Here is an 18,959-nt window from a genome sequence, read left to right as displayed (position 1 = left end):
TCACTTAAGCGGAATTTTGATTAATTTTTTGACTCATAGTAAATGCGTTTATTTAACTAAATCAGCAACTAAAACCCAAATAACTGCATAGCGCCTAACAGTAACTACAAAAGTTTGTTTTTATTTTTTGATTTATATCCATTTTGGGTACATATTAATATCAACTTTATAAGGATATTAATATGAAACGGACACTTTTAGTTATATTACCCACTTTGTTTACATTGGCTGCTTGTGGCTCAGGTAGTTCTGACACAAAGCAAGTCACTCCTCCTGTCAGCACAAATGCGCAACCCGTGGCTGTTATAAGTACTGAACAATCAGAATATAAAATCAATACACCCATTATTTTTAGTGCAGAAAATAGTAGCGATCCTGACGGCGATACACTCACGTACCAGTGGCAACTCAGTAGCACAGATAATCAACAAAACATATCACTTAATACCAACAACCAACGCACTGTTGAATTTTCGGTATCGAAGGCGCAAGACTACACGTTAGAACTTGTAGTAAGCGACGGCAAAATTTCAAGCTCTGTAGTAAGCAAACAAATTACCGTTACCTCAAACGCACAGCTCATTGCAAACGCAGGCAGCACACAAACCGTAAAACAAGGTGATGTAGTTAGATTAACAGCAGCACAAAGCACCGCTACTAATGCGGTAATTAATAGCTACCAATGGCAATTTACCAACAAACCGACATCAAGCACCACACAGCTTGAAAACAGCACCCGAGTTAACAGCCAATTTATTGCCGATAAAGTAGGCGAGTATAGCGTTAAATTAACTATTACTAACTCAGTTGGCGATACTGCCAGCAGTAACGTACTTATAAAAAGTGAGCAGCTTACTGTAAATTCTGCGCCAAATGCCGTGATTTCGGTTCAAAACAGTACACTTTCACCCAACCAACTCGTAACGCTAAATGGTGAACAAAGTACCGATCCGGATACAAACGACACGCTAAGTTATCAATGGGCAATCACCTCTAAGCCTGAGAACAGCGTTCCAAGTTTATCTGATGCAATTGCCAAAAATGCAGGCTTTGCATCGAATGAGTTAGGTGATTACATAATCTCCCTTAGCGTAACCGATGAAGGTAGCCTAAGTGATACCGCACAAGTAACCCTAACCGTTGCCACCGAAAACAAAGCGCCTATTGCTGTTCTTACAGAACAAACAGACATAACCTTAAATACATTAACTACCCTACAATGCCTGCAATGTAGCGACCCCGATAACGATCCACTAACTTATAATTGGCAACTGCAAGCAAAGCCTGAAAACAGCACTGCGCAATTACAGCAAAATACATCGCCTACTCCTTCGCTTAATGCTGATGTCGAAGGCGATTACGTCGTTACCCTAGTTGTATCTGACGGTGAACTCAGCTCACCACAAGCAACCTCGGTGCTGCATGCAAAGGATAATAAAAAACCAGTTACCTTAGTAAGTTACAAACCTTCAATTAGTGTTGACGAGCAAGCTATCTTAGATGCCTCAGCCAGTTACGACCCTGAAGGCGCCGTTTTAAGTTACCATTGGGAAATAGTTTCGTCGTCAAATCAAGCTGTATTAAGCAGTACAAGTAGCTCAGCGCCCACACTTAGTGCGCCGACGGAAGGGCAAGTTGTTGTTTCACTTAAAACCAATGATGGCGAGCAGTTTTCAGACACGCAAACACTCACTATTAATGTTACGCAAAATGCCCAGCCCGTTATTATGTATACCGGTGAGCTAGTCCGTTATAGCACCGTTGGTAGTACAGTTACCTTTGATGCAAGCCAAAGCTATGACCCAGAGGGGACCGCGCTTAGCTATGAATGGGAGCTGTCTACACCAACAGATTCATCTGCTAATTTAAGTAGCACCAACCAAAACATAACCGAATTAACACCTGATCTAACTGGTAACTACACCTTAACGCTCACGGTGACTGATGCCGACAACTACCAAGCTAGCATTCAATTTACAGTTACAGCGACTGATTCATCGCAAATAACGGGCAACATAAAAGGGCAAATTACCAACGTGCAACGAACCGCAATTAGTAATGCCAAACTCACAATTAACAATGTGCCGTACACCACAAATAGCGCAGGTCAGTTTAACGAAACACTTAACTTAGCTGAAGGTGAAAACATTACTATAACCAGCACCGATCCGCGCCTTGCTAATGCCATCTATAACTCTCCCGCAATTACCCAAAATAACTTTACGATAGACTTAGAACAAAACAGTTTACCCGTATTTCAAAGCGTAGAAGTTACCGTATTTGTATGCCCTGAGTTTACCGGGCCAGATACCATTAACGTAAACTTTAACATGACCGAAACACTGCTAGCCTCTGCACGTTTTGAATATCAATTTAACCAAACTCAGGCACTCGTTTTGCAAAAATCAGGAAGCACCTACCTAGATAGCGAACTGCTTATAGACCTACCAGCAACTGCTAAATTTGAGGTGACGGTAACCGAAAGCAACGTTGAGAACACTTATAATTGGCCTATTACTATTTTTTATTCAGCGTCTGACGATCCAAGATCAGCTATTATAAACATATGTAATATTTAGCCTTGTTGTGTGCGTTTTTAAAACGCACACAACAAATAACAGCATATATCCACATAACTCATTGTATTTTATACGCACCTAAGCCATGCTATTTATCTCAACGTTAATAAGGTAAGCACGTGTTAGAAATAGCTTTAATTTACTTAGCTGCTGCCATTGTTGCAGTTCCCATAGCAAAACGACTTGGACTTGGCTCTGTGCTAGGTTATTTAATTGCAGGCATTTTGATAGGCCCATATGCATTAGGGGTAGTGGGCGATCAAACCGATGTCATGCACTTTGCCGAATTTGGCGTAGTGATGATGCTATTTTTAGTTGGCCTTGAACTGCAACCTTCCCGCTTATGGAAGCTTCGCCACTCAATTTTAGGACTCGGTGGCCTGCAAGTCGTGCTAACCGCCGCCGTTATTTTTGCGTTTTGCTTTTGGTTTTTTACCATGCCTTGGCAAACCGCACTCGCTATTGGTTTAATGCTCGCGTTATCGTCAACCGCTATTGTACTGCAAAGCCTTGAAGAAAAAGGCTGGCTAAAGCGCGAAGCCGGCCAAAATGCATTCTCAGTTTTATTATTTCAAGACATAGCCATTATTCCTATTTTGGCACTGCTGCCATTGCTTGCCTTTGCTCCACCAAGTAGCTCTAAAGAAATCAGCCATTCTATTATTGCCAACTGGCCAGTATGGCAACAAGTTGCTGTATCAGTAGGCGTGATCGCAGCCATTATTGCCGGTGGTAAATACGTATCAGCCCCATTATTTAGATACATAGCTAAAACTCACATGCGTGAAATATTTACTATTTTTGCGCTATTTTTAGTGGTGGCTATTGCTCTTGTTATGCAAAGTATTGGGCTTTCACCAGCATTAGGAACGTTTTTAGCAGGGGTAGTCCTTGCCGAAAGTGAATTTAGGCATGAGCTCGAAGCCGATATAGAGCCCTTTAAAGGCCTACTTTTAGGGTTATTTTTTATAACCGTAGGTGCCTCTATTAACTTTGAGTTATTGGCTAGTGAGTTTTCAACTGTTATCGCACTTGTTGCATTACTTATTGTGGTAAAAGCCTGTATTTTATATGCCCTTGCCATTACCTTTAACATCAGTAAAAAACAGCGCTTACTATTTGCATTAGCCCTTGCACAAGGCGGCGAGTTTGCCTTTGTATTATTAAGCGTAACCACAACACTAGCCATTTTAACACCAGAACAAACAAGCTTAGTAACCCTGGTCGTCGCCGTATCCATGTTAGTAGCGCCGCTGTTGTTAATGATGTACGAACAACTCGAAAAGCGCAGCCATACCAGTGCGCCAGAGTTCGACAAGCCAGAGCAAATTAGCACAGCTAAACACGTTATTATTGCGGGCTACGGACGGTTTGGACAAATTATGGGCCGTTTATTACACGCCCAGGGCTACGAAATAACAGTACTCGATCACAGCCCCAGCCAAATAGAATTACTACGCCGCTTTGGTAATACCGTATTTTATGGTGACGCCGCCCGCCAAGAACTCCTTGAAGCCGCAGGCGCTCATACCGCACAAATGCTGGTTGTTGCCATTGATGACCCAGACAAAACCATTGAAATAATTGAGCTTGCCCACAAAAACTACCCACAATTAAAAATTGTTGCCCGCGCAATAGACCGTCGCCACGCTTACAAATTACTTAATTTAAAAGTAGATGCCTTTAACCGCGAAACCGTCGACTCAGCTATTAATTTAGCCGTAGAAGCACTCGAGCTACTTGGAAACAACAAGCAAGACGCCGAGCGCGCCGGTAAGCTGTTTAGAGAACACGATCGCGCTGCAGTTGTACAACTTGCCGAACTATGGGGTGACGATGCCAGCTACGGCGTAGCCGTTCGCCAACGTATGGAAGATTTAAAGCAAGTATTACAACAAGACAGGCAAGCACAAAGCGATTTAAATACCTGCGATAGCGGCGACTGTGAAGACGGCCTAACAGAACTCGCTGATAAACCTAAAAAGCCTGATGATGCTCATTTGGAGTAGTGTCAGGCGGCTGTGTTTGTATTGTTAGCAGATGGCTATATTACCTTAGACAATGCGATAAATTTTTATGGTGTGTAATGATCATATAAACGAATTTAAAAAAGCTCCAGAAGCCCAGATTAAAGTGCCAATTATTGTCAGTAATATTCAGCTGTTTACTTAGCTTTTTTAATCCACCTTCCAGTACTTGTTCAAAGCTCTATTCATATACAGTTGAGTTAACTCCGCCGCTATAGCTTTTATATCCTCATCATTACAATTTGAATTAAGCTTCTCCAAAATTTTAGCTTCTTCCCTTTGTAAATCTAAATTGTCTATAAAATTTAAAAGAGGCTCAAGTTGTTGAATAGCTTTTTCTTGGTAGCATCCTCGATTCATAAGTATGAAGCTTAGATTAGTTCTTTCAGAAACATCATAATCCAATTTTTCAGTTGTAATTGGATCAATAACATAACAGCAAGCTATACTTGGACCATGCCACTCTTTAGAAAGTAATACACTAAACCTAAAGCCACCATACAATTCAACTAACGCTATACATATATTCTCTTCTTTTGAAGCATAGATAAATATACGGTGGTTAGCATCTGATACTTTATGCTCTGAGGGAAATTCGGTATTAGTATCATTAAGTGCAATACCATCCTCATTACCGCCATTAATGTAATTTACTACATTAAAAAAAGCTTTATCACGCAACCGTTGTGGTGAAACTTTTGTCGCTAACATCGTAAGAGCCATTTTAGCGATAGAGCGTAAATCATTTTCAGTAAATGAAATAGTAAAACTTATCTGAGCCCCATATTGACTTACCTTTGTGATAGTTTCGTCTTTTACGTCTTTGAGTGATTTATTTTGAGATTTTAACTTTCCCTCGAGAACCCTCATAGCTTGCTCTTTGTTGTTAGCAACTATACGAAATGATGTAACTCCATCCAATTTAGTAAACTCTTGTTGAACCCCATTCCGAGTCATTTCTCCTGAAGGCTGCAAGTTATAGAACTCACTATTTAATTCAATAGCATTAATTTGAGTTGGTGCACTCTTATTTCTACCCGTTTTTATATTTAATAGCGTAGAAATAGGGCTTAATTTATTAGATAGCCCATCATCTATACTTTTCCCTAAACGGTTATTACACTCTTCACAACAAATATTCTGAGATAACTTCCTACCACCTAAAGACGATAAAATTGCGTGCTCCTTGGAGCCTTTACCTGAAGAAAATTTAGATTTATTACAATAAACACAAGTAAGCATAAGGCCTCAATTTAGTAGTTAGTTTAGCAACTTTGCTTGACCGTATTTGAGAAAACATTTCCATCGTAAGAACCATATTATTATCAAATTGTATAAATTATTACCAACTATAAATCTTATGCAGCTGATGATGTGTGTCTTATAAAAATGGGAAAGTGTTTGCAATATTGCTTGGACGGGAATGGTTTAAATTAATTTACTTTTGAATATTAGCTTGTAGCTCATAGCCGCCTGTCATTCTTTCAGCTATGAGCTACTACATTTAAAAACGCTAAACCCTAGTGGTGGTGCCCACCTTGAATCGCTTCACCTTGCTGGTTGTAAAACCCTGTTGCACCGTGCTCTATAAAACCTAGGTTTATCATTTTTGCTAAAAACGGGTCGTTTTCGTTATCGCCAATGTCGGCGTAGTCGGTGGTTTGAAAGCGGTCCCACTGTGCAAATTGCGAAGTAATTTGCTGCTTGTTGTAGCTTACGTCATTTAAGCTTAGTAACGTGATTGCTTGGTTTTTTGTGTTATTTACACTAAAAGATTTAACAAGCTGGGTTTGGCTATAAAAAGCAAGTGTGTAGGTATTTTCACCCTCTTGGTAGGTGTAGTTTTTTACCTCATCACAGCCTGTGCCTTGCGTTTTTGTAAGGGTCATTTTTTTAATTAAGTGATTATCCACCAGCTGATTTTTAGCACTCCAATTTTGTACGCCGCGCACTTCCGATGGCTGATACTCAATACCGCGTTGTTGGGCATTAAAATAACGTATTGGACGAATTTGTTTATTAGCTAAATGTTGCCACAGCTCAGTAGTAACATCGCTTTGATGTGCGACTTGCTGGTTATTACGCCAAAGTGTAAGTACCTGACTACTTTGCTTATTTTTGTGGGTGTTGGTAATTGTGTAGTCGGCTTTTAAATACTGGCTATTTAGGTTGCACTGAGTGGCAACTGCGCTGGCGCTTGTTAGTGTGGCAACCAACATGGTTGCGAGTAATGATAATGCTGTTTTCATGGTGCTCTCTATATTTAACGTCACTGTTATTGCCATAACATAACCACTAACAATGGCATTTTTATGACATAAAAAAGCCCGCAAAATAATGCGGGCTTTTAATTGGCTCTATTTACTGAGCCACTGTTTCATCGGCTGTTTTAACTAGGTCTGCGGCAAAGTCCATTACATGGAATAAAAAGCTTTGCTCGTTTGTGCCTGTTACTAAATGTGCACCTGGGCCCATTGCGTAAACACCTACATCTTCACCCGCGTGGGTTTCTGAACTAAGTGGTACTAACGACTCTTGGTGAAAGCCCGGTGTGGTTGTATCAACATTTGTTAAATCAACACGCCCTGTAACCGGTGCAGCTAAGTAAGAAGCGTCGGCATTGGTTTCATCGCCTAAGTCTCTGTAGCCTAAACCATTGGTGTAACCTACTGTAGTATATGGCATGTCGTCGGCTGCAAGGCTTGGCTCGGTTTGGCCAACTGCAACCACTTTACCTAATATTGGGTTACCACGTTTTGGGTAGCCTGCAATAGTAAATACATGGCTGTGATCGGCAGTTACTACTATTAGCGTTTCTTCTGGGTTAGTGCTGTCCATAGCGGCTTTAACGGCTTTAGCAAATTCAATGGTGTCGTTAAGCGCGTTGTATGCATTGCCTGCGTGGTGTGCGTGATCTATTCGCCCGGCCTCTACCGATAAGAAAAAGCCGTTTTCGTTGTTGTTAAGCACGTTGATTGCTTTTTCAGTCATTTGTGAAAGCGAAGGCTCGCCCGCTACATCGTTTGCACGGTCTGCTTCGTATTGCATGTGAGATTCGTTAAATAAACCAAACACCTTTGTAGCATCGTCGCTAATTGCATCAAACCCTGTTTGGTCCATTACGTAGTTGCCATTAGGATAAGTAGCTTGCCACTCGGTTACTAAGTTACGGCCATCGGTACGATCCCCTTCAACTGCGCTGATTGCATCGCTTGAATTAGCCGCGGCATCTTTTGGTAAAAAGTGACGACGACCGCCACCCATTACTACGTCAATACCATCTACATCAATGCCTGCAAAGCGTGCTTCTAGGTTAGCTTCAAAGTTAACAAGTTGCGATGCAATGTCTTCACATGCGTCTGAACCTGCTGGCATATCAGAGTTATCTTCCCAGTTACGATCAGCCGACTTCGCATACGTTGCCGCGGGTGTTGCGTGAGTAATACGCGCCGTAGAAATAAGGCCTGTTGCTTTACCTGCTATTTCAGCAAGCTCAAGCGAGGTGACCAGCTCATTACCTGCAACGGTTGAACAAACACCGCGCTCAATGTCTTCGTCTACACCGATTACGCCCACATCAGTTTTAACACCTGACACCATCGCCGTCATTGTGCCTGCTGAATCAGGTGTTTGTGCATCTACGTTGTACGTTTTAACAAAGCCTGAGTAAGGCATGGTTTCAAAACTAAGTTGGTAGTCTTCACCCATACCGCCTTCAAGCTGGCCCGCTAAAATACGTGCAGCCGTAACGGTAGAAATACCCATACCGTCGCCAACAAATAAAATAACATTTTTAGCCTTGCCCGACTCTGTAACCGCCTCGGTATTAGCTTGCTGTGTTGCTGATAACTTTGTTTGCGCGTCGCTATACCAGGCATTACCTGTAAGGTTAACTAATTGCTCAGTAGTTAGCGACGTTGCCGGCGCATTACACACGAGGTTAGATGAGTTAACTTCGTCGCTATCGAGTACACCATTTTCGTTTGTATCTACGCCCACTTGGGTTTCTACACCGCCATTAATACATTGCGCTGAGCCCACGGCTATGGCGTTGTCTACTGCGATAATGTTGTTATCACTTTTATCGTCATCACTTGAACAACCCGCTAGCGCGACCATTACTGCTAAAGAAAGTACTGTTAATTTTTTCATGTTCGCCGCCATTATTGCTGAGTTAATTCAAGAGCTTGGTTAATTAGATGAAATACAACGTTTTGCTCAATAACGCCTTGAGCAAGTTGTGCACCTGGGCCTTTAGCATGCAGTGAAATATCTTCACCGGCATGTGTTTCAGAACCGAGTGGCACGGTTGTTTCTTGGTGAAAACCTGGGGTTGTTGTATCAACACCATTTAACTCAACGCGCCCAGCTACTGGGCCGCTTAAGTAGGTTGCATCAGCGTTTGTTTCATCACCTAGGTCTCTAAAACCTAAACCATTTGCATAACCTACTGTAGTGTATGGCATGTCATCGGCAGCAAGGCTTGGCGCTGTTTGGCCTACGGCCACTACTTGACCTAAAATTGGGTTACCGCGCTTAGGGTAACCAGCAATAGTAAATACGTGGCTGTGATCGGCAGTCACTAAAATAAGGGTTTCTTCTGGGTTGGTATTATCGATTGCTGCTTGAACTGCATTGGCAAATTCAATGGTATCGTTAAGTGCGTTGTAAGCATTGCCTGCGTGGTGCGCATGGTCAATACGGCCCGACTCAACCGTTAAGAAAAAGCCATTGTCGTTTTTACCCAGCACATCGATTGCTTTTGTGGTCATTTCACTAAGTGACGGCTCGCCTGCTACGTCGTTTGCTCGGTCAGCTTCGTATTGCATGTGCGATTCGTTAAATAAGCCAAATACTTTCGTAGCGTCATCGGCAATAGCGTCAAACCCAGCTTGGTCCATGACGTATGTTGCATTTGGATATTGTGTTTGCCACTCAGTGACAAGGTTACGCTCATCGGTACGATCGCCTTCAACGGCGCTTGTTGCATCGCTTGAATTAGCCGCAGCATCTTTTGGTAAAAAATGACGACGACCGCCGCCCATTACAAAATCAAGGCCGTCCACGTCGGTACCTAAAAAGCGCGCTTCTAGGTTTTTTTCAAAGTTAACTAGTTGAGATGCAATATCTTCACAGGCTTCTGACCCTTCTGGCATATCTGAAATATCTTCCCAGTTACGGTCTGCCGATTTAGCATACGTGGCCGCTGGCGTTGCATGGGTAATACGCGCTGTTGAAATAACACCGGTTGCTAGGCCTTTAATCTCGGCAAGCTCTGTGGCTGTTAAAAGCTCGTTACCCGATACAGTTGAACACACACCGCGCTCAATGTCTTCGTCTACACCAATTACGCCTACATCAGTTTTAACACCTGAGATCATTGCGGTCATTGTGCCTGCAGAATCCGGCGTTTGCGCATCTACGTTATACGTTTTAACTTGCGCAGAATACGGGAACTCTTCAAAGCTTAAATAGCCTTCTTCACCTGGGTTGCCTGCTCGTTGGCCTTTTAAAATACGTGCTGCCGTTAGGGTAGAAATACCCATGCCGTCACCCACAAATAAAATTACGTTTTTTGCTTTTGTAACTTGTGCACTTTGTGCCTGAGTATTTTTAGTAGCTAACGTAGTTTGTGCGTTTGTATACCAGTTATTGTCTGTTTGGCTTTGTGGTAATACATTGGCATGACTTGCAGCGCTTAACATAAATGTTAGCCCAACCGCCGCAGCGACTTTTTTAATTTTCATCCTTTATTATTCCCATTATGTAGTGGTTATTTTTGCTTGAAGCTAAAACCTCAAATAAGTAACCGCTGCACTATAGAAAATACATATGACTAATAAAGGACGTTTTAATGAAGAAAAAGTGACCAAAGATTTACAAAAATAAGACACAAAAAAGCGCAGCGGTTTAACGCTACGCTTGTTGTTATACAAGGGAAAATTTTTTAACTATTAAAAGCGCGCCTTAAACGACACACCAAAGTAGCGCTCTGCATCACGCGGTATTTGGTAACGGAAATTATCGCCACTGTAGGTTGTTGCATAGCTTTCGTCTGTTAGGTTTTTAGCAATAAGCGATACTCTAAAGGCATCGTCTTTAAACGATAAACCTACGCTTGCATTTAAAATACCGTAATCTGGTAATAAGGCTGCTGGGTTAAACTCGCCTACATTATTAGGTAGGTCAGAGTATTGCTCGTCAGTGTATATGTACGAGCCATTTACGTGCACGTTAAAGCCGTGTTCGGTTTCAATAAAGTAGTCAGCGCTTAATGAGTACTTTAAGTCTGGCGAAAATGGAACATCTAGCCCTGAGCGGTCAGTACACGAGCCTGCGGCCACTTCTGGCGGACAATTAAATTCATCAATTTCGGCTTTAATATAAGCAATACCACCGGTTAGCGTAAGCGCATCGGTTGCGGCCCACATAAAGTCAACTTCTGCACCTTGTGTGCTTACGTCGCCTGCGTTTGTTAAGCGAGTAATACAGGTGCCGTCTGAACAATCAAAGTTGTTTGCTTGGAAGCCTTCAATTTCGGTTTTAAATACTGCAAAGTTAAACACAAAATCGCTGCTTGCATACTTATAGCCAAGTTCAAACGCGTCAGACTCTTCCGGCGCTATTTCACGACCGTCGTTGTCAGGGTTAAAGTTGTAGTAAATATTAAAGCCAGGCCCTTTGTAACCTTGCGAGTAAGTACCGTATACCATTTGGCCATCGCCTAAATCGTATTGCATACCTAAACGGCCCGATACGTTAGTTTCTTCAGCTTTACCCTGCTCGTCAGTATTTAATGTTGCAGGGCGTACACCTACACCACGACGGCCATATACATCATTGCTGACACGGCGGTGCGTGTACGATACTTCGTCATCGGTATAACGCAGGCCAAATAGCATGGTTAAATCGTCAGATAACTCATAAGTACCATCGGCAAAGGCTGCCCAGTTATTAAACTCTGTACTCATGTATGCAGTAGCCGACACAATGTCGTTCGCATTACAGCTAACGCCTAAGCCCTGTGCGTAGCCATCTAAATCGGCAAGCGCTGCGTCTAGCTCTGCACCCGACAAGTTATTTTGCGCGTAAAACGCCATGGCGCTATCTAACTGGCCTGCGTTATTTTGGCAACTGGCATCGCGAGTAAAGTTACGTTGTGAGTCCATGTTCCAGTAAAATAAACCAGCCACGTAGTTAAATGCCCCACTTAGGTTAGACGTTACACGAAACTCTTGTGAAAACTGATCCCATTGTTGCTCACCAATATCATGTAACTGAAATGGCACACCAAATACGGGTTGATTGCTGTCGCCGGCAATAGAGGTAAAATCACCTTCACGAAACTCGGTGTTATCCCACGAGCGCTGTGCAGTAATTGACGTATACGTGTGGTCGCCAATGGTTTTATCAACTTGTACTGAAAACGCGCTGTGTTTATCTATTGTGCGCGACTCATAGTCGTGGTCAACTTTACGCTGATCTAGGTCTATGTCAGCAACGCCATCAACAATACCGTTACTGTTTGGCGCCGCTTTTGAATCAGGATTACGGCCACTTGGTAGGGCTTCTAAATCGGCACAACAGTCGTCATCGGCGTTGTAGTATTCTGCAATAAATTTAACGTTTAGGTCGTCGGTTGGTTCGTATTTAAATACAGCACGCGCACCTTCACGGTCGTAGCCGTTTACTTTTTCGTTGTTATATACGTTATCTATGTAACCATCAAACTTACCTTTAAATACGGTTAAGCTTGCTGCTAAGTCGTCGCTTAGGCCGCCACTTACAACGCCTTTAAAGCGGTATTCGTTGTCTTGATAAAACGAGGTTTCTATACTGCCGGTAGTGTCGTAAGACGGATCTTTTGTTGTGATATTTACCACACCAGCCGAGGCATTTTTACCAAATAGTGTGCCTTGTGGGCCGCGCAGTACTTCAATACGGTCTACATCATATAAATCAGCAAAAGCTTGACCAGAGCGACCAAGTACTACGCCATCAACAACCGTTGCCACACTTGGCTCGGCAGCAATACTAAATGAAATTGTACCAATACCACGCACGGTGAGCGCCGAGTTACGGGTTGTGGTGCCTTTTCTAAAGCTCACAGACGGCACAAGCGATTGTAAACCTTCCATATTATTAGCAAACGCTGAATTAATTTGATCGCTATTTAGCACCGATACGGCAACCGGCACTTCGTTTAAGCTTTGCGTGCGCTTTTGCGATGTCACCACTATTTTTTCAAATGAATCGTTTTTATTATTTTGCTGTTCTTGTTCCGCTTGCGTTTGATTTGCTTGTTCTTGCGCAGCATTAACTTGCGCGCTAACAGCTAAACCAGTTGTCATTGCTAACGAGACAGCCAAGCTTAAGATAGACTTTTTAGCTCTCATGTCATTCTCCATATTGTGCGTGTGTGCTGTGTGGTACCGCGCTAGCAATTGTATGGTTTGCTAAATTACGGTGACAGTGTGTGTTAAGTATTTTCCTTACCAGCTCTTATATCTTATATAAGAGCTACAAATTTAAACAATCAAACTTCGTAATGCAAACATTATGTGAATAAAATGTGATTTAAAATCACGTATAGTGGTTATAACCTGTGTTTATGCGGCCTTTGTGACACCTATATGGGCGAGGCTGTTTTCGTATCGCACATGCCAACGACGCACGCTCCACCAGCTAAACAATGCAGCTAATGTCCAAACAGTAATTAGGCTAGGCACAAAATAAACACTGGTACCGCCAACTAGGCCTAAAGGAGAAAACACAATATATAAGCTCACTATTAAGCTAACCAATACAATGGCGCACGGCAGTGCGTATTTCCAAGGGCTTAAGTTTACTTCGGCTTTGCGGGTAAATTGCCACGGTTTTGCAAGTGGCTTGTAGTAACCAATTCCTAGCATTATTGCCAATTCAATAAAGAATAAAATGGCGTAAATATGGATAAAGTTAATATCAACATCCCACACAAATTTAAGTAGCGTGTAGGCAATAACATGAAAAATAATCGCCACTTTAGCGCCCAATGCAGGCACTTTACGAGTAAATAAACCCACTAACACAATTGTGATGACCGGAATGTTATAAAAACCGGTAAATACACGAATAATGTGCCATAAGCCTTCGGGTGCAAACATGAGTAATGGCGCGGTTATAAACGACAAAACAGCAATAACAATACTGGTTATTTTGGCCACTTTAATGAGCTTTTCGTCGCTTACTTTGTCTTTTTTCATGGGTTTATAAACATCTAAACAAAACAGCGTTGCGGCGCTATTTAGTAGTGAATTAAACGAGCTAAATACCGCACCTAACAATACTGCTAAAAAGAACCCTGATAAGTACTGAGGAAGTACATCTTTCACTAAGTGTGGGTAGGCTAAATCAATAGTTTGTAGGCTTTCGTGCTTATAAAGATGGTATGCAATAACCCCAGGGATCATCATCATAAAGGGGACTAGTACTTTAAAGTACCCTGAAAACAATACCCCTTTTTGCCCTTCAACTAAGTTTTTAGCACCTAATGTACGCTGGATCACGTACTGATTTGTACCCCAATAAAATAAATTAGCGAGGATCATACCGGTAAAAATAGTGCCAAATGGCACGGGATCATCCTCGCTACCAATAGCATTAAGCTTTTCGGTATCGGTATTTACTAAAGTACTTAAACCATCAGCAAAGCTGCCATCGCCAAGCGCAATAAGCCCAAGCGTTGGCACTAAAATACCAATAATAAGTAACCCAACACCGTTAATAGTATCGGATACGGCAACCGCCTTTAAACCGCCAAATACCGCGTATATAGCGCCCACAGAGCCGACAATAATAATGGTAACAATAAGGCTTGCTTGATAACTCATGTCTAATAAGGCGGGTACATCAAATAGCCTAAGCACGGCGATGGATCCTGAGTACAAAACCGAAGGAATAGTAATAAAGCAGTATCCGACCATGAATAAGATCACGGTCATGCGGCGTACGGTATCGTCAAAACGATCTCGTAAAAACTCGGGTAAGGTAGAAAATGCCCCAGCTAAATAGCGCGGTAAAAAGATCAGCGCCATAATAATGGTAGAAATACCTGCGGTTACTTCCCATGCCATTGAACTAAGGTTGTAACCATACGCTGAGCCATTAAGGCCAATAAGTTGCTCGGCCGATAAATTAGTGAGGATCATCGACCCTGCTATAAATGTACCTGTTAAACCACGGCCCGCTAAAAAGTAACCGTCTTGGGTGTTAACTTCCCCTTTGGTTTTTTGGTACGAGATATATCCCACCAGCGCCATAAACGCCAAGCACGATAGCAGTGTCATGGTAATGTTCATACCTTCCATACTGTGTTCCTTTAAGCTTACTTAACTCGTTAAAAAGTAAGCTAATATCTTTATTATTATGTGTGTTGTGTGTGTTTTCAAACGAGTTTTTAATTTGGCCACGCAGTTAACTGGCTCATGTCTTGCTCTGTGTGTTGAACATCTGGGCCTAGCAATAGCGTATCGCCTTTACGAACAAATACGGCCATTTGTGTAAGCTCAAGCGTGTCTTCGTAATACTTTCCGCCTTGGTATGCCTGCCCATCAGGAAAGCTCAACCATTTCCCTTGCGGTAAATAAAACTTCACTTTACCGTTTGGTACAACGCATGGCACAACAAGGAGTTTTTCGCCGCACATAAATTGCTGATCAAAACTATGTGCTAATAAATCATCAGGAAATGCCAGTGCCATAGCGCGCTGAATAGGCAACCCTGTTTGCTGCGCTTGCTCTGCACATGTTTGTAAATATGGAATTAACTGATAACGCAATTTAAGCGCTGCAAACACCGCGTCACTTGCTTGCTCGGTGTAAGACCACGGTTCGCGTGGGCCAATACCATGTAAACGCATGTGCGCACTAAATACCGACGCTTGCGCCCAGCGTACATAAAGCTCTGCATCGCGCGTATCTTTATAAAAACCACCAATATCGGTTGCAAAAAATGGCCCGCCCGACATGCCCCACGCTAAGCTGCCGCGAATACTTGCTGCTAAGCCTTGCCAATCGGCTTGTGGATCGCCGCCCCATTGTGCAGGGAATCGTTGGCTACCCGTCCACGCTGAGCGGCTAAACAAAAAAGGGCCTGTTTTACAGTACTTTTCGGCAGCTTCATAAACACAGCGGTTGTACAGCATGCTATAAACATTATGCAGTCTAATGCCGCTGTCGCCACTGTGCGATACCATGTTTTCGTCTTCTAGCTGTTCGCCAAAGTCTGCTTTTATCATATCTACGCCAAGCTCAAATAATGGCTTGTGCGATTCGAGCCAGTATTCGTAAGCGTCGGGGTGAGTAAAATCTAAAATACCCGACTCCGGCAATGGCGTAAGCACTTCGCCAAAGGGGCTTAAATCCCACTCGTATTGATACGCTTTACCTGTGCGCTTGTCTTTTATTAGCCAGCCGTTCTCGGCCGCTTTAGCAAATAATGGGTTGTTTACCGAGATCATCGGGTATTCCCACACACAAATTTTAAAATCCATGGCTTTTAGTTCATCAAGCACAGGTTTTGGGTCGGCGTAACGTGTTGGGTCCCATTCAAAAGCAAAGCGGGTGTCGGTGTCTTGCCATGCTCGGCCATCAAGGGTAATTACATCACACGGCATATTTTTAGCACGTACTTCGCGGGCAACACTTAATAGCTCATCAGCATTTTTGTAGTACGCTTTTGATAAAATAACGCCAAAGCTCCACTGCGGTGGTACCGGTGCAAAACCAGTTAGCTCGCAGTAGTGATTAATACTTTGTGCAGGCGTTTGCTCTTGGTATAAAAATACATCAAGTGCGTCGTCTTCAACTAAACACACATAAGCACGTTGCGACCAAAGTGCGTAACCTACGCCATGGGTAACAGGCGCTGGCGTGTGTACAAATAAGTTCCAGCCCTCTGGGCTCCAAGCGTATGGGGTATTTTTATATGATTTTTCGGCATTTACGCCCAGTGCATCGTGATTGTATGAACGAATAAGTTGGCCGCGTTTATCAAGCTTGCCCCACTTTTCACCAAGGCCATATACGGCTTCGTCGTAATTAAGCTCCAGGCTTAAAATCCAGCCGTGATCAGTTTTAGCCAGTGGCGGTAAACGATGCTGGCGTACAAAGTGGCCATCGGTTGCTGATTGCTGTACTAATTTGTCGTTTTTATAAAGCTTAAAATGAAATGGGTCGCTGTAAAATTCTAAACGGTACTCACCGGCTGTTGCTTCAAAGCCTTGGCCTAATGTATTAAGTAATAGCGGTAAATTAGTAGGAGTGGCGCTGAGTATATTAAACGCGTGGTCTTGCGTTATGCCTGCATTTAAACGTAAACCAAACTCGCTTATGGTAACGCTGACCTCACCAAATTGAGTCGGTAAAACTAGCACATGGCCTTGCAATTTAGGCTCTGCAATTAAGCGCGCTGGTTCTATTGCGTTCCAGTCTGGCTCACGTAATTCAAATGCATTCATGGGAGTTCCTTACCAACTATAGTCTTGTATAAGACACAAGTTAAATAATTGTGATCCCTATGTCAATGTAAATAAACTTAACTTTAATTAATCAACACCACTCACTTTAAACTAGGGTAGGCGCCGAGGTAACCACCAGCGATACACCACTTACACCCAGTAGCGTGATGGCAATAATGCGTATCCATTTTGCATCTACGTATGGGGTTAAGCGTCTTGAAAAATGAGTCACAAGTAATACTAAAGGAATTGCAGCCGCAATTAAAAACATAATATCGAGATCAGGCAAGGTGCCAAATAAAGCAATACCCACCCGCACTATGCCACCAATAGTAAACACTGCAAGTAACGTACTACGAATTGCCTCAATAGACCAAGCTTGTTTATAGCACTGAAATACCAGCGGCGGTCCCGACGTTGAAAACAACCCGCCCAGTAAACCACTTACCCCACCTGCAATTAAAAAGGAGCGAGGACGACTTTGCCTGTCGGTTCGCTTTCGTTTTACTAGCATTAAAGCGCAGCACAATAAAATGCTAATGCCCAATATAAAATTTAAAAACTGAGTTAAATGCGCCGACATATATTCAAGTAAAACAAACCCTAGCAACATTAGCGGAATGCCCGTATACAGCATGAGTTTTAGTTCGGGGATTTTTACTGCATTGCGGTTTTTAACCACCACAGTGGTTGAGTTAACAAGCCCTAACAAACTTACTAAAAACGTGGTTGCCGTTAATGGCAATACATCTAATAGCGTAAAACTGGCTACCACTAAAAGCCCAAAACCAAACCCACTGAGTGTTTGCAATAGTGTGGCTGCACTTAAGCAAAGCGCCATAACTAATATAAGTTCGAATGAAATACTGAACACTTTAAATTTCCTTGGGGTGCGCTATTGTAGTGTAACGATTTGTTTTTAGGCATAATGTAAAAACAAGCTGTAATACAATAGCTCACAATTAACTGATAGCACGCAAAGATGCGCAAAAAGTACCACCTATGTTATAACTACAGGTGGATTGAATTTAACGGTAAATAACAATGAGTAACTCTATGTTTGATCACAAATTAAGTGGCCCAAGCTTGGCTTTTCAACCACTTTACTTACAAGTGGCTGATTATATTAAACAGCTCATTGTTGAAAGACGCTGGGTACCTGGCGAAGCATTACCTAGCGAGTTTCGCCTTGCTGAAGAATTTAATGTAAGCCAAGGCACTGTTCGTAAAGCCCTTAACTTACTAACCGACGATAAAATAGTCACTCGCCGACAAGGTGTAGGTACGTTTGTATCTGAGCATACCGCGCAAGACGCACTGTTTAGATTTTTCCCGCTTCAGGCCGATGGTAAAGGTGCAGACTTACCCAAGGCAGAGCTGTTATCGGTTGAGCTATGCCCCGCACCACACGATGTTATCGATGCCTTACAACTTAATAAAAAAGACAAAGTAACTAAGCTTGTGCGTAGGCGTATTCTTGATAACGAATTTTGTATGAGCGAAACTATATACCTTCCACAAAGCTACTTTCCTGATATACATCAAAGTAGTGATATTCCGCATACATTGTACCACTACTACCAAACCAAATTTAATCAAACCGTGCACAAAACCCAAGACAGCATAAAAGCGGTATTAGCCGACGAAACTGATGCAAAAATGCTCGCAATTAAAACTGGCGATCCACTGTTATTAGTGTCACGCATTACCGAATCAATTGAAGGTAAACGTATTGAATACCGCCAAAGCAAGTGCCGAAGCGATCATTACCATTACCAAATTGAGCTTGATTAACAGATGTAAAGCCACTCACAAATAAAAATTTTTTAAAAGCAGCAATCGCTGCCTTTTTGC

Annotated in this window: 11 protein-coding genes; 3 read left to right on the top strand and 8 right to left on the bottom strand. The window is 42.5% G+C overall.

All coding sequences use genetic code 11. The features are described from left to right. Positions 1-182 precede the first annotated feature (182 nt). Together AC27JL_RS17600 and AC27JL_RS17595 are read left to right on the top strand one after the other, a co-directional pair. On the top strand, positions 183-2,579 hold the full coding sequence (locus AC27JL_RS17600) for a PKD domain-containing protein (protein WP_487196216.1): 2,397 nt from the start codon (positions 183-185) through the stop codon (positions 2,577-2,579). A 119-nt stretch (positions 2,580-2,698) separates the two neighbouring features. After that, positions 2,699-4,588 (top strand): monovalent cation:proton antiporter-2 (CPA2) family protein, encoded by a 1,890-nt coding sequence (locus tag AC27JL_RS17595; protein WP_487196215.1) that lies wholly within the window; start codon positions 2,699-2,701, stop codon positions 4,586-4,588. Between the two features lie 168 nt (positions 4,589-4,756). Here the strand turns inward: AC27JL_RS17595 and AC27JL_RS17590 are convergent, their stop codons facing one another. The 8 genes from AC27JL_RS17590 to AC27JL_RS17555 form a co-directional block, all read right to left on the bottom strand. Beyond that, entirely contained in the window at positions 4,757-5,848 is a 1,092-nt protein-coding gene (locus AC27JL_RS17590) for an HNH endonuclease (protein ID WP_487196214.1), read from the bottom strand. A 278-nt stretch (positions 5,849-6,126) separates the two neighbouring features. After that, positions 6,127-6,855 carry a hypothetical protein gene (locus AC27JL_RS17585; RefSeq protein WP_487196213.1) on the bottom strand — a complete coding sequence of 243 codons (729 nt, stop codon included), beginning with the start codon at positions 6,853-6,855 and terminating at the stop codon, positions 6,127-6,129. Between the two features lie 112 nt (positions 6,856-6,967). Next, positions 6,968-8,758: an alkaline phosphatase gene (locus tag AC27JL_RS17580; RefSeq protein ID WP_487196212.1), complete on the bottom strand. Its 1,791-nt coding sequence runs from the start codon at positions 8,756-8,758 to the stop codon at positions 6,968-6,970. A gap of 11 nt (positions 8,759-8,769) precedes the next feature. Further along, positions 8,770-10,353 (bottom strand): alkaline phosphatase, encoded by a 1,584-nt coding sequence (locus AC27JL_RS17575; RefSeq protein WP_058430036.1) that lies wholly within the window; start codon positions 10,351-10,353, stop codon positions 8,770-8,772. A 207-nt stretch (positions 10,354-10,560) separates the two neighbouring features. Next, entirely contained in the window at positions 10,561-13,002 is a 2,442-nt protein-coding gene (locus AC27JL_RS17570; RefSeq protein ID WP_276753485.1) for a TonB-dependent receptor, read from the bottom strand. 213 nt (positions 13,003-13,215) lie between these two features. After that, the gene (locus tag AC27JL_RS17565) at positions 13,216-14,955 is read right to left on the bottom strand and encodes a solute:sodium symporter family transporter (protein ID WP_039038161.1); all 1,740 of its coding nucleotides are present in this window, start codon (positions 14,953-14,955) and stop codon (positions 13,216-13,218) included. Between the two features lie 89 nt (positions 14,956-15,044). Next, a complete protein-coding gene (locus tag AC27JL_RS17560; RefSeq protein WP_487196211.1) occupies positions 15,045-17,105 on the bottom strand; it encodes a glycoside hydrolase family 31 protein in 2,061 nt (686 codons plus the stop codon). A gap of 106 nt (positions 17,106-17,211) precedes the next feature. Next, a complete protein-coding gene (locus AC27JL_RS17555) occupies positions 17,212-17,979 on the bottom strand; it encodes a sulfite exporter TauE/SafE family protein (RefSeq protein ID WP_248519968.1) in 768 nt (255 codons plus the stop codon). A gap of 170 nt (positions 17,980-18,149) precedes the next feature. Between AC27JL_RS17555 and AC27JL_RS17550 the strand changes: the two genes are divergently transcribed. Further along, a complete protein-coding gene (locus AC27JL_RS17550; protein WP_010557877.1) occupies positions 18,150-18,899 on the top strand; it encodes a GntR family transcriptional regulator in 750 nt (249 codons plus the stop codon). The last annotated feature ends 60 nt before the right edge of the window (positions 18,900-18,959 follow it).

It is taken from the genome of Pseudoalteromonas sp. 4NS20-0020 (assembly GCF_057554385.1).
The sequence above is the reverse complement of the archived record's forward strand: the minus strand, read 5'-3'. Positions and strand labels throughout refer to the sequence as shown.

Coding starts and splice junctions, on each gene's coding strand:
- AC27JL_RS17565 (WP_039038161.1), bottom strand. CDS start 14,955: ATGGAAGGTATGAACATTACCATGACACTGCTATCGTGCTTGGCGTTT.
- AC27JL_RS17550 (WP_010557877.1), top strand. CDS start 18,150: ATGAGTAACTCTATGTTTGATCACAAATTAAGTGGCCCAAGCTTGGCT.
- AC27JL_RS17585 (WP_487196213.1), bottom strand. CDS start 6,855: ATGAAAACAGCATTATCATTACTCGCAACCATGTTGGTTGCCACACTA.
- AC27JL_RS17575 (WP_058430036.1), bottom strand. CDS start 10,353: ATGAAAATTAAAAAAGTCGCTGCGGCGGTTGGGCTAACATTTATGTTA.
- AC27JL_RS17560 (WP_487196211.1), bottom strand. CDS start 17,105: ATGAATGCATTTGAATTACGTGAGCCAGACTGGAACGCAATAGAACCA.
- AC27JL_RS17600 (WP_487196216.1), top strand. CDS start 183: ATGAAACGGACACTTTTAGTTATATTACCCACTTTGTTTACATTGGCT.
- AC27JL_RS17570 (WP_276753485.1), bottom strand. CDS start 13,002: ATGAGAGCTAAAAAGTCTATCTTAAGCTTGGCTGTCTCGTTAGCAATG.
- AC27JL_RS17580 (WP_487196212.1), bottom strand. CDS start 8,758: ATGAAAAAATTAACAGTACTTTCTTTAGCAGTAATGGTCGCGCTAGCG.
- AC27JL_RS17590 (WP_487196214.1), bottom strand. CDS start 5,848: ATGCTTACTTGTGTTTATTGTAATAAATCTAAATTTTCTTCAGGTAAA.